General features: G+C 71.7%; 8 protein-coding genes. 5 read left to right on the top strand and 3 right to left on the bottom strand.

Features of this window, described 5'->3' with window-relative positions; translation table 11 throughout:
- Positions 1–126 precede the first annotated feature (126 nt).
- Positions 127–1,677, bottom strand: coding sequence for a hypothetical protein (locus ACQEUX_RS33120; RefSeq protein ID WP_433056794.1), 1,551 nt, complete (start codon positions 1,675–1,677; stop codon positions 127–129).
- 197 nt (positions 1,678–1,874) lie between these two features.
- Here ACQEUX_RS33120 and ACQEUX_RS33115 point away from each other — a divergent pair, with 197 nt between their 5' ends.
- From ACQEUX_RS33115 to ACQEUX_RS33100, 4 genes are read left to right on the top strand one after another with little or no spacing between them, the layout of a single operon-like run.
- Positions 1,875–4,553, top strand: coding sequence for a LuxR C-terminal-related transcriptional regulator (locus ACQEUX_RS33115; RefSeq protein ID WP_433056792.1), 2,679 nt, complete (start codon positions 1,875–1,877; stop codon positions 4,551–4,553).
- A gap of 16 nt (positions 4,554–4,569) precedes the next feature.
- On the top strand, positions 4,570–5,856 hold the full coding sequence (locus ACQEUX_RS33110; protein ID WP_433056790.1) for a nicotinate phosphoribosyltransferase: 1,287 nt from the start codon (positions 4,570–4,572) through the stop codon (positions 5,854–5,856).
- 46 nt (positions 5,857–5,902) lie between these two features.
- Positions 5,903–6,484 carry an isochorismatase family protein gene (locus ACQEUX_RS33105; protein ID WP_433056788.1) on the top strand — a complete coding sequence of 194 codons (582 nt, stop codon included), beginning with the start codon at positions 5,903–5,905 and terminating at the stop codon, positions 6,482–6,484.
- Positions 6,485–6,524: 40 nt separating this feature from the next.
- On the top strand, positions 6,525–7,775 hold the full coding sequence (locus ACQEUX_RS33100) for an MFS transporter (protein ID WP_433056786.1): 1,251 nt from the start codon (positions 6,525–6,527) through the stop codon (positions 7,773–7,775).
- 349 nt (positions 7,776–8,124) lie between these two features.
- Here ACQEUX_RS33100 and ctaD read toward each other — a convergent pair whose 3' ends face one another.
- Together ctaD and ACQEUX_RS33090 are read right to left on the bottom strand one after the other, a co-directional pair.
- Positions 8,125–9,885, bottom strand: coding sequence for an aa3-type cytochrome oxidase subunit I (gene ctaD / locus ACQEUX_RS33095; RefSeq protein ID WP_433056784.1), 1,761 nt, complete (start codon positions 9,883–9,885; stop codon positions 8,125–8,127).
- Positions 9,886–10,015: 130 nt separating this feature from the next.
- Positions 10,016–11,122 carry an FAD-dependent monooxygenase gene (locus ACQEUX_RS33090; RefSeq protein WP_433056782.1) on the bottom strand — a complete coding sequence of 369 codons (1,107 nt, stop codon included), beginning with the start codon at positions 11,120–11,122 and terminating at the stop codon, positions 10,016–10,018.
- Between the two features lie 304 nt (positions 11,123–11,426).
- Between ACQEUX_RS33090 and ACQEUX_RS33085 the strand changes: the two genes are divergently transcribed.
- Positions 11,427–12,566, top strand: coding sequence for a GH12 family glycosyl hydrolase domain-containing protein (locus ACQEUX_RS33085; protein ID WP_433056780.1), 1,140 nt, complete (start codon positions 11,427–11,429; stop codon positions 12,564–12,566).
- Positions 12,567–12,667: the final 101 nt, after the last annotated feature.

The raw sequence follows: 12,667 nt of genomic DNA, 5'->3' as shown, positions 1-12,667 counted from the left end.
TCCCGGAACCGAGGAACCGGAACGCCGGCCCGGCGTGGATCGCCCACCCCGGGTGCCCCTGACCCGTCCCGGACGTCATCGGACGCGCGGTGCGGGGCGGACCCGGACCGGGGGACGACCACGCGGTCAGGCGAGCAGGATGCCGTGATCGACTGCATCGGAGAGAACCGCGCCCAGCGAGAGGCGGATCACCTCGAACCGTCGGGAGACCTCCCGGGACAACCCCAGCTCAACCTCCCGCAGCGCCCGCTGGGACCAGGCCCGTGCCGCGTTGTGGTCGTCGTTGCCCGGCGTACGCCATTGCTGCCAGCACCCGCCGGAGAGCGCCACCGCGACCGGCGGGAGGACCTCGTGGCGGGACGCCGTCGGATAGTTGGCGAGGGCGTCGATCGCCTCCAGGCCGGTCAACGCGGCCACCCCGGCGGTGCTCGTGATCAGCAGCACCTTGTCCAGCTCATGGCCGGGTCGGTGATCGGCCAGGCCGTACTGCATGGCGGTGGCGATGCGCCGACGGACGCCTTCGACCGGCGGCGCGCCGAGCACCCGGGCCGCGACGTCGGCCACGATGCCCCGCACCGCCTGGTCGCACTGCGCGGTGGCCAACAGCGACAACGCCGCCATCTCCCGGTCCAGGAGGTCCGGCAGGCCGGCGCAGCCGACGCCGAACACGATCTCCTGAACTGCCCGCAGGTGGATGTTCGCCAACTCCAGTGCGAGGTGCTGGCGGATCCGCTGCGCACACGAGCGCGTCTGCCGGTCGAGCCGCTCGGACCAGTCACCCGGGTCGGCGGCCACGGCAACCCGGCCATGCTGGCCCGGCAGCACCGGCGGGTCGACGCTGGCCCGCTGCAACCCCTCACGCGACGACCAGCCCACCAGCGCTCGGCGCAGGTCGGCGGCGGAGTCGGCGTCGTCGACCGGGAACCACCGCGCGCCGGCCAGCGCGGGCACCGCCGCCAGCAGCGCGGCCCGGTGTGCCGCCACGGTCACCGCGACCGCGTCCATCTCTGTCGCGCCGCCGCCGACCGGCGGGACGGACGCCCCCGCGTCCTCCGTAGTCGCCGGGACGTCGGCCAGCGGGGCCCAACCCGCCGCGCCAGGGGTGACCGCGAAAACGACCTCCACCGGAGTCGGGGCGACCTCGGCGAGCAGGTTCAGCTCAGCGGCCGTGAACGCCTGGTCGGCGGCGATCACGAAAAGCAACGCGCCGGCCCGGCCCACCGCGTCGAGCAGCACCCGGTTGCCGGCCACGCCGAGGGTGGCGGTGTCCGGGATGTCGATCAGAGTGAAGTGCCGCAGCAGTGGCTCGGGCACGCTCAGCTCGACCCGCCGGGGCGGACGGGCCAACGCCGGGCCGGCGGCGTCCCGGTCGGCGCGGTACGAGTGCGGCTGGCGGTAGCCCGGCACGAATGCCGCCCGGGTGGACACCTTGGCGTTGCGCACGACCAACCAGCTGCCGGCCGGCACGGTGAGCATCACCGGGTCGAGCTCGAGCAGGGTGGCGAGCACGGCACGCCGCTCGGCACCGGCCGGGCCGACGGCGACCACGCCGAGCGGTTCCTCCGGGGCGGGGCCGGTCACGCCCACCCGGGTGGGCAGGGGGCCGCAACCGGGCACATCGGTTGGGCCGGTCATGTCGTCCGGTGCGTCGACCGAGGGGAGAGGGCCCTGCTTCATCAGGTGGCCTCCCGTTGCAGGTGACCGGGGTCCCGGTCGTGCGGAAAATCCGGCGAAGGAAACCGGATGCCGGAAGAGTACGGGCGGGCCGACGGCCGGGCGGAACATCTCGAATACTCACCGGTAATTGTGCGGTTACTCAACTTCGTTGGGTGACGGTGCGGGCGCGGACGGCTTTCGATCGATATGCTGCGCGGATGAGTCCATGGAAGTTCGTCGGCCGGACCGACGAGCTGAACCGCCTGCTGGCGGCGGTGACCGGCGAGGCGGGCCGAGGGCTCTTCTTCAGCGGCAGCGCGGGCATCGGCAAGAGCCGGTTGCTGCGCGAGGGCGTCAACACGTTGCCCACCGACCGGTTCGCGATCTGGTCCATCGCGGCGAGCGCCACCACCGCCGCGCTGCCGTTCGGCGGGCTGGTGCAGGTCCTTCCCACCGAGCAACCCCAGGGCCTCTCCCCCGCCGGCATCCTGCGTTGGGCGCTCAACCTGTTGCAGCAGCAGGCTGCCGGCCGGCGGATCGTGCTCGCCATCGACGACGCCCACCTGCTCGATCCACCCTCGGCGGCGCTCGTGCACCTGGTCGCCCGCGCGGAGAATGCCACTGTGGTCGGCACCCTGCGCGACGGCGAGCAGATCCCGCTGCCGATCCGGGCACTCTGGACCGACGACCTGGTCGAGCACGTCGAGCTGACCCCGATGCCACAGGCGGAGACCGCTGGCCTGCTGGCGGCGATGCTGGGCGGCCCGGTCGACGCCGGTTCCGCCGACCGGCTCGGCCAGCTGTCGGCAGGCAACCCGTTGCTCCTGCGGGAGCTGGTGCACGCCGCCAACGGCAGCGCGGAGTTGAAGCGCACCTACGGGATCTGGAAGTGGACCGGGCGACTGGAGCTGGCACCCAACCTGACCGACCTGATCGACACCCGGGTCGGGAAGCTCACCGACGGCGTCCGCGCGGTCGTCGAGCTGGTGGCGTTCGGCGAACCACTCGGCCTGCACCTGTTGAAACAGGCCGCCGAGCAGGCAGACGTGGAGACGGCCGAGGAACGTGGGCTGATCACCGTGGTCCAGCACGACCGGCGGACCAACGTCCGGTTGGCCCACCCGCTCTACGGCGAGGTGATGCGCCGCCGCTGCCCGGTCAGCCGCACCCGCCGGCTCCAGGCACACCTCGCGGAGCTGCTCGAGCAGGTCGGCAAGCGCCGTCGCGACGACCTGCTGCGGGTCGCGGTCTGGCGACTCGACTCGGGCACCGCACAGGATCCGGCCTTGCTGGTGGACGCCGCGGTGCAGGCGTTCACCCGCTACGACGTGCCGTTGGCGACCCGCCTGGCGCGTGCCGCGCTGGACGCCGACGGTGGTTCCGACGCGGCGGAGCTGCTGGCCACCATCCTGATGTTCGCCGACCGACCCGACGAGGCGATCGACGTCCTCGACGCGGTGACCCCCGAGCCCGGCGACGAGCGGCGACTCTGCCGCTGGCTGACCGTGCGGGGGATGGTCAGCTACTGGGGGCTGAGCCGAGAGTCCACAGTGGAGGAGATCGCGAGCCGGGTCGAGCAGCTCAGCGACTCTGCCGACCGGGCCCGGGTGCACGCCTTCGAGGCGATCATGCGGCTGCACCGACTGGACACGACCGCTGCCGTGCGGCTCAGCCAGCGCGTCCTGGACCGACCGGCGGCCGGCGTCGCCGCCCGCGAACTGGCCCGCTGCACCATCGCGTACGTCCAGGCCGCGCAGGGCCAGCTGACCCACAGCGGCACGGCCATCGCCCAGGTGCACTCCGCCGCAGCCAACTGGCGCAACGACATGCCGTACCTGCAGTTGGCCCTGGAGCTCGCCCGGGGCACCAAGCTCATGCTCACCGGCGACCTGGCCGGGATCGACGCGATCGTGGCCGACGAGTTCGCCGACCTCGCCGGGGCCGGTGACTTCCGGCTCGGCACCGGCTACCTGGCCATCCTCCAGGCGTACGCGGCCCGGCTGCGCGGGCAGAGCGACGCGGCCATGCGGGCCTCCCTGGGTGCCTGCGCGGTGCTGGCCACCAGCCGGGTCTACGCCGGTCTGGCCCAGGCCGAGCGCGCCCAGTCGGCGGCGCTGCGCGGTGACGCCGCGCAGGCGGCCGCGGCGATGGCCGAAGCGGACCGCACCCACGCACCGGGCATGGCGGTGCTCTACCCGTGGTTGGAGCAGGCCCGGGGAGCGGCGCTCGCCGCGTCGGGCGACCTCCCGGGTGCGGTCAAGCAGCTCAGCGACCTGGTGGACCGGCTGCGCTCGGACGGCTTCGCCGGGCACGAGGTGCACGTCCTGCACGATCTCGTCCGGCTGGAGCAGGCCGGCATGGCGGTCGGTCCCACGTGCTTCGATGGCGGCCGGCGCACCGTCGCGCAGCGCCTCGCCGAGCTTTCCGAGCGGGTCGACGGGGTGCTGCCGCCGCTGCTGGCCCGGCACGCCCGCGCCGCGGTGACCGACTCCACCACGGACCTGCTCGCGGTCGCCGACGACTACGCCGCGCTGGAGCTGACCGTGTACGCGGCCGAGGCCACCTCCCAGGCCGTGCGGCGGTTGCGCGAGCAGCACTCGACGGCGGCCAGCGAGGCCCGGGAGCGCCTGGCCGGGCTACTCGGGCGCTGCGACCTGATCCGGACACCGGCGCTGCAGGCGGGTGCACCGGTGCTCACCGAACGGGAGTGGCAGGTGGCCCGCCTCGCCGCGCACGGTGCGCCCAGCCGGGCCATCGCGGAGCGGCTCTACCTCTCGGCGCGCACGGTGGAGAACCACCTCCAGCGGATCTACGCCAAGCTCGGCGTGACCGGCCGGGCCGAGTTGTGGGCCGCGCTGCGCTCGATCCCGGGCCACGACGGTGGCGACGCGGGCTGAACCTTAGGCTGGGGTGGTGAGCACCCACCGCCCCGCGCTGCTGACCGACCACTACGAGCTGACCATGGTCAGCGCGGCGCTGAAGGACGGCACCGCCGACCGCCGGTGCGTCTTCGAGGTGTTCAGCCGCCGGTTGCCGACCGGTCGCCGGTACGGCGTGGTCGCCGGCACGGCCCGGCTGATCGAGCTGATCCGCGACTTCCGGTTCGACGCCGCAGAGGTGGACTTCCTGCGCCGAACCGGCGTCGTGGACGAGACGGCGGCGGCGTGGCTCACCGACTACCGCTTCACCGGCGACATCGACGGGTACGCCGAGGGCGAGCTGTTCTTCCCCGGTTCGCCCATCCTCACCGTCTCCGGCGGCTTCGCCGAGTGTGTGGTGCTGGAGACGCTGGTGCTCTCGGTGCTCAACCATGACAGCGCGGTGGCAGCCGCGGCAGCTCGGATGGTGACCGCGGCGCGTGGCCGGACGCTGATCGAGATGGGGTCGCGTCGGGCACACGAGGAGGCGGCGGTGGCCGCGGCGCGGGCCGCGTACCTGGCCGGGTTCCGGTTCACGTCCAACCTCGCCGCCGGTGCGCGGTACGGCATCCCGACGGCGGGCACGGCCGCGCACGCGTTCACCCTGCTGCACGACGACGAGCGGGCGGCGTTCGCCTCGCAGGTCGCCACGCTGGGCAAGGACACCACGCTGCTGGTCGACACGTACGACATCAGCCAGGGCATCCGCAACGCGATCGCGGTGGCCGGGCCGGAGCTGCGGGCGGTACGGATCGACTCGGGCGACCTGGCCGTCATCGCGCAGCAGTCCCGGGAGTTGCTCGACTCGTTGGGTGCCACCGAGACCAAGATCATCGTTTCGGGTGACCTGGACGAGTACTCGATCGCCGCGCTGGCCGCCGAACCGGTGGACATGTACGGCGCCGGCACGGCCGTGGTCACCGGCTCCGGAGCGCCGACCGTCGGGTTGGTCTACAAGCTCGTCGAGGTCGAGGGACGGCCGGTGGTGAAGCGCTCCGAGCACAAGGCGACCATCGGCGGCCGGAAGGTCGCGGTCCGCCGGCACAAGCCGACCGGCACCGCCACCGAGGAGATCATCGTCCCGCAGGGCGTACCGGACCGGCAGCCCAACGACCGCATGCTCCAGCACTCGTTCGTGGTCGCCGGCGAGCTGGCGTCGCTGCCCACCCTCGACGAGTCACGGGAGCACCTGCGCGAATGCCTGATCTCCATTCCGTGGGAGGGGCTGAAGCTCTCGGCCGGCGACCCGGCTGTACCAGTCACCGTCGTACCCGCCGACTGAACTCATCGAGACCGCCGCACATCGACCATGAGGAGAGGGAAACCCGATGGCCAACGCGCTGATCATCGTGGACGTGCAGAACGATTTCTGCGAGGGCGGCTCGCTGGCCGTCGCCGGCGGCGCGGGGGTGGCCGCGGGCATCTCCCGGCTGCTGGCCTCCGAGCCGGACCGGTGGGCGCACGTGGTCGCCACCAAGGACTACCACGTCGACCCGGGCGCGCACTTCGGCGATCCGCCGGACTTCGTGGATTCCTGGCCACGACACTGCGTGGTGGGCACCAGCGGTTCGGAGTTCCACCCTGAGCTGGACACCGGTCGGGTCGAGGCGATCTTCCACAAGGGCGAGCACGCGGCGGCGTACTCCGGGTTCGAGGGGCATGCCGACGACGGCGAGTGCCTGGCCGACTGGCTGCGCCGGCACGACGTGGACCGGGTCGACCTGGTCGGCATCGCCACCGACCACTGCGTCCGGGCGACCGCGCTGGACGCCGCCCGGGAGGGTTTCACCACCACCGTGCTGCTCGAGTTGACCGCCGCCGTCGCCCCGTCGACCACCGACGCGGCACTACGGGCGATGGACGGCGCCGGGGTGACCCTGCACGGTGAGCCTGTGATCAGGGCCGCATGACGCGATAAAAGGTTGGCCATCGGCCCGGCGCCGGTCGAGGATGTCGCCGGAGGTACGGACCAACGTGAACATGAAGCCTTACCGGCAGGCGCTCGCCCTGCCCGGCCTACGGTCGCTGCTGCTGGTCGCGGTCCTCGCCCGTATTCCGCTCACCGCGACCGGGGTGACGCTGACCTTCCACGTGGTGCTCGACCTCGATCGGGGCTACGGAGCCGCTGGCCTGGTGGGCGCGGCTGTCACCGTGGGTGCGGCGATCGGCGGGCCGCTGCTCGGCCGACTGGTGGACCGGCGTGGCCTGCGCCCGGTCCTGGTGCTGACCGGGATCGCCGAGGCGATCTTCTGGTCCGCCGCGCCTTCACTGCCGTACCACCTGCTGCTGCCGGCCGCCTTCGTGGCCGGCTCCCTGGCCCTGCCCATCTTCTCCGTGGTCCGTCAGTCGATCGCCGCGCTGGTTCCGGAGGACCAACGCCGCCCGGCGTACGCGCTGGACTCGATGTCGGTGGAGCTGTCCTTCATGATCGGCCCGGCGTTGGCTGTGGCCCTGGTCACCGCGATCTCCGCGCAGACCACCATGTACCTGGTCGGCGGCGGCATCGTCGCCGCCGGGATCGGCCTGTGGCTGGTCAACCCACCGATCCGCGGTGCCGCCGAGTCCACCGGGCCACAGCGTCGGGTGTCTCGCCGGGAGTGGCTGACACCCCGACTGCTCGCCGTGCTGGCGCTCAGCGCCGCCGCGACCCTGGTGCTCGGCGGCACCGACGTGGCGGTGGTCGCCGTACTGCGGGCCAGCGGCGAGGTCGGCTGGACCGGCGCGGTGCTGGCCATCTGGGCGGTGGCCTCGCTGGCCGGCGGCTTCGCCTACGGAGCCGTCCACCGCTCGTTCTCCCCACTGGCGCTGACCGCCGCCCTCGCCCTGTGCACCATCCCGGTCGGGCTGGGCGGTGCGCACTGGTGGCTGCTGTGCCTGGCGCTGATCCCAGCCGGCGCGCTCTGCGCGCCGACCATCGCGGCCTCCTCCGACGCGGTCAGCCGCCTGGTCCCAGCCGAGGTACGCGGTGAGGCGATGGGCCTGCACGGGTCGGCGGTCACCGTCGGCATCGCGGTCGGCGCGCCACTCGCCGGCGCGGTGATCGACGCCAGCGCGCCGCTCTGGGGCTTCGTGGTGACCGGTGCGCTCGGCGCACTGGTCACCCTGGTGGTGCTTCCGATCGAGCTGCGCCGCCGCCGCAAGGACGACGGCCCCGCCCTACCCGCGCCCGTCGAGGCGGACCTCACCCCCGCCACCCGCTGACGGCTGACCGCTCGGCCGCCGAGCCGGGCTTGGTGACCAGCCAGGGCCGGAGGGCGAGCAGAGCAGCCTGGCCCGGGCCCGGGCCATGTCTCCGGAGAGCGTGATACCTGTGGGTCATTTTGATGACCCACAGGTATCACCGCCATCGGTACATGTGCCGACCGGCTCGCCCCCATGACGGTTGCCGCGCCGTCGACGCGCCATCCCACAGGGTCAGCCGGTCGATGGGCGGGCACCTGCCTGGGACCAGGCCCGATCGACGTCGAACCGGGCAGCCACCGGACACGGCGACGGGCGCCGCTCCCGGTGGTCCCGGAGGCGGCGCCCGTCGTACTGCTGAGCTGGAGCGTCAGTGCCGATCGATGTCGCTTGCGGTGTCCTCGCGGTAGCTGGCTCCACCGTCCGACTCGCTGGTGAGCGGCTTGGCACCGCCCTCCGGCGGCCCGGCCAGGCTCTGGCCGCCAGCAGCCAGCTCCGGGAACTTCGCGTCGAACGCCGGCCGCTCGGAGCGGATCCGGGGCATCCGGTCGAAGTTGCGCAGCGGCGGCGGGCTGCTCGTCGCCCACTCCAGCGAGTTGCCGTGACCCCAGGGGTCGTTCACCTCGACCACCGGGCCGGTCTTGTACGACTTCCAGCAGTTGTAGATGAACGGCAGCGTGGAGATACCGGTGATGAACGCGCCGATCGTGGAGATCATGTTCAGCGTGGTGAAGCCGTCGCTGGGCAGGTAGTCGGCGTACCGGCGGGGCATGCCCTCGTTGCCGAGCCAGTGCTGCACCAGGAACGTGGTGTGGAAGCCGATCATGGTGAGCCAGAAGTGCACCTTGCCCAGCCGCTCGTCGAGCATCCGGCCGAACATCTTCGGGAACCAGAAGTAGATGCCGGCGAAGACCGCGAACACGATGGTGCCGAAGAGCACGTAGTGGAAGTGCGCCACCACGAAGTACGAGTCGGACACGTGGAAGTCGATCGGCGGGCTGGCCAGCAGCACACCGGTGAGACCACCGAAGAGGAAGGTGACCAGGAAGCCGACCGCCCAGAGCATGGGCGTCTCGAAGCTGATCTGGCCCCGCCACATGGTGCCGATCCAGTTGAAGAACTTCATGCCGGTGGGCACGGCGATCAGGTAGCTCAGGAAGCTGAAGAACGGCAGCAGCACCTGGCCCGTGGCGAACATGTGGTGCGCCCAGACGCTCATCGAGAGCGCGGCGATCGCGACGGTCGCGGCGACCAGACCCTTGTAGCCGAAGATCGGCTTGCGGGAGAAGACCGGGATGACCTCGCTGATGATGCCGAAGAACGGCAGCGCGACGATGTAGACCTCGGGGTGCCCGAAGAACCAGAACAGGTGCTGCCAGAGCATCGGCCCACCGGTCGCCGGGTCGTACACGTGGGCGCCGAGGATGCGGTCCGCGGCCAGCGCGAAGAGCGCGGCGGCCAGCAGCGGGAAGACCAGGATCACCAGCAGGCTGGTGACCAGGATGTTCCAGGTGAAGATCGGCATCCGGAACATGGTCATGCCGGGCGCGCGCAGCGTCAGCACGGTGGTGATCATGTTCACCGCGCCGAGGATGGTGCCCAGGCCGGAGATGGCCAAGCCCATGATCCACATGTTGGCGCCGACGCCGGGCGAGTGCTCGACGCTGCTCAGCGGCGCGTACGCGAACCAGCCGAAGTCGGCGGCACCACCGGGGGTGATGAAGCCGGCGGTCGCCATCGTGCCGCCGAACAGGTACAGCCAGTAGGCGAAGCTGTTCAGCCGCGGGAAGGAGACGTCGGGTGCGCCGATCTGGATCGGCACGATGTAGTTCGCGAACGCGAACACGATCGGCGTCGCGAAGAACAGCAGCATGATCGTGCCGTGCATGGTGAAGAGCTGGTTGTACTGCTCGGGCGACAGGAACTGCAGCCCCGGTCGGGCCAGCTCAGCCCGCATGATCAGGGCCATCAGGCCACCGATCATGAAGAACGCGAACGCGGTGATCATGTACATGATCCCGATTTGCTTCGCGTCCGTGGTTCGCAGCAGCCGCGCGATGGCCGACCCCTTGACCGGCTCCCGGACCGGCCAGGGCCGGGTCACGACCGGCTTGGGTGCGACGGTGGTCACGAGTGGCCTCCGGTTCTCGGTTGTCCCGCTCGGCACACGCTGGTTATCGGCGGGCCGTCATCCGCAAGGAGGATAGTCCCCGGCAGGTCGCAGCGCCGCATGGGGTGGCGTGACACGATCTACAACGGGCCTACAGCGGGCCGAGCAGGAGTCGGTAGTGCTCCCCGAAGATCCGGCCGCCGCGTCCGCGCAGCAGCGGGTCCCGCAGCGCCGGCGGCACGTCCCTGGTGCGGTTGCGGTCCCGGGTCCGGTCCCGCACCCAGCGGGTACGCGGACGGCGACGACTCTCGTACGCCACGAGGGCCGCCTCCACGCTGCCCGCCGCGCGCAGCGACTCGGCCAGCACCACGGCATCCTCCAGGGCCATGGCCGCGCCCTGGGACAGCGTCGGCGCGGTGGCGTGCGCGGCGTCGCCGACCAGCAGCACCCGTCCCCGGTGCCAGCGACCCAACTCCACCTCGTCGGTGGTGCCGACGTGCACCTCGTCGAGTGCCGCCAACACCTCGGGCACCAGGCCCTGGTAGTCGGCGAAGAGCTCACGCAACCGGGCCAGCGGGTCGGCGGGCTCCTCGGTGCCCGCCTCGTCGGCGTAGAGGTGCAGCCGTCCGGCGCCGATCGGCACCATCAGGAACCCGGAGCGCTGGCCGAGCAGGGCGGTCCACTCGGTGACCGGTGGGCCGTCGCGCAGCACGGCCCGGTAGACCACCTGCCCGACCGGGCGCGGCGGGCCGCCGAGCGCGGCCAGCGCGCGCACCGAGGAACGCGGGCCGTCAGCGCCGATGACCAGGTCGTACTCCGTGGTGGTGCCGTCGGTGAAGGTGACGCCCACGGCACCTGGGAGCAGGTCCAGGGTGCGGACCTCCGCGCCGTGCCGGACGGCGCCGCCCGCGCCGCTGAGCAGCACCCGGTGCAGGTCGGCCCGGGGCAGCGCCCGGCACTCGCCGACGCCAGCCCAGAGGGCGTCGAGGTCGACCTCACAGAGTTGCGCGCCGGCGGCGTCGAAGAACCGCTGCCGGCGGATCACCTGCCCGAGCGGGCGGACCGGGTTGTGCAGGTCGAGCCGGTGCAGCGCGCGGGCGGCGTTGCCGGGTAGGTAGAGGCCGGTCTCGGTGGACTCCCCCGGTGGCAGCTTGTCGGTGACATCCGGCCGGAAGCCCGCCACGCGCAGCGCCCGGGCCACGGCCAAACCGGCGATGCCCGCGCCGACGACGAGGATGCGCAGGGGGGAGCCACCCATGGTGGTGTACGCCTCCGGAGGGGGAGCGGCACGCGTTGGAGGCAACACGCTACTCGGAGCGATCGGTGCACACCAGAGCCCGATCGGCCTGCCCGGGTCCCCTCGTCGGCGGCGCGCGCCGCTTAGCTGGTCGTCCGTGGATACCCATCCGGCGGTGGATGGCAATCCTCACAATTCACCAGTTTGACGCGGACGGTTGCGCAAGGGTTTCAGACATGTAAATGTGTCGTTGAGCGTGGGAGCGCTCCCGCACCTGCCCCGACCCCATCCCGGCGCCCGGCACGCGCCGCAGTCAAGGAGCGTCATGAAACGTCCACTTCGGGCCTTGCTCGCGACCGGCCTGCTGCTCGGCGGCTCGCTCGTCGCCGTGGCCCTCGGCGGTAACGCCTCCGCCGACACCCAGATCTGCGAACAGTACGGCTCCACCGTGATCCAGAGCCGGTACGTGGTGCAGAACAACCGTTGGGGCACCACCGCCCAGCAGTGCATCAACGTCACCAGCACCGGCTTCGAGATCACCACCCAGAACGGCAGCGCCCCCACCAACGGGGCGCCCACCGCGTACCCCTCGATCTTCCTGGGTTGTCACTACACCAACTGCTCCCCCGGCACGAACCTGCCGATCCAGGTGAGCCAGATCAGCAGCGCCACCAGCAGCATCAGCTACCGGTACGTCAGCGGCGCCACCTACAACGCGTCGTACGACATCTGGCTGGACCCGACGCCCAAGCGGGACGGCGTGGCCCAGATGGAGATCATGATCTGGCTCAACCGGCAGGGCCAGATCCAGCCCATCGGCTCGGTGGTCGGCACGACGACCCTGGCCGGCCGGACCTGGGAGGTCTGGCGGGGCAGCAACGGCTCCAACAACGTCATCTCGTACGTCGCGCCGTCGGCGATCTCCAGCCTGAACTTCAGCGTGCTGGACTTCATCAACGACGTCCGTAACCGGGGCGCGATCACCAACTCCTGGTACCTGACCAGCATCCAGGCCGGCTTCGAGCCGTGGCAGGGCGGTGTCGGCCTGGCGGTGACCTCGTTCTCGGCCGCCGTCAACGGTGGCGGCACGCCACCCACCACCCCGCCGCCCACCACGCCCCCGCCGACCACCCCGCCGCCGGGTGGCGCGGGTTGCGCGGTGAAGTACACGCCCAACTCGTGGAACAACGGCTTCACCGCCGACGTGCAGATCACCAACACCGGATCCAGCGCGCTGAACGGCTGGACGCTGACCTACAACCTGCCCAGCGGGCAGCAGGTCACCAACGCCTGGAACGCCACGGTGAGCCAGAGCGGGTCCACGGTGACCGCCCGAAACGTCGGCCACAACGGGTCGGTCGCACCCGGCGGCACGGCCAGCTTCGGGTACCAGGGCACGTTGAGCGGGTCGTACTCGTCCCCGACCAGCTTCTCGCTCAACGGGGCCACCTGCACGCGCACCTGACCGCACGACAGGCGGGGGCGTGACCATCCGGTCACGCCCCCTTGCCGAGATCCCCTCGGGTTCCTTGATTTCGGGGCATCCCGTGCTTGAGAACACCCCGA

Origin of the sequence: Micromonospora sp. CA-259024, assembly GCF_050936255.1 — a bacterium.
In the GTDB taxonomy this organism is placed as follows: domain Bacteria; phylum Actinomycetota; class Actinomycetes; order Mycobacteriales; family Micromonosporaceae; genus Micromonospora.
The sequence above is the reverse complement of the archived record's forward strand: the minus strand, read 5'-3'. Positions and strand labels throughout refer to the sequence as shown.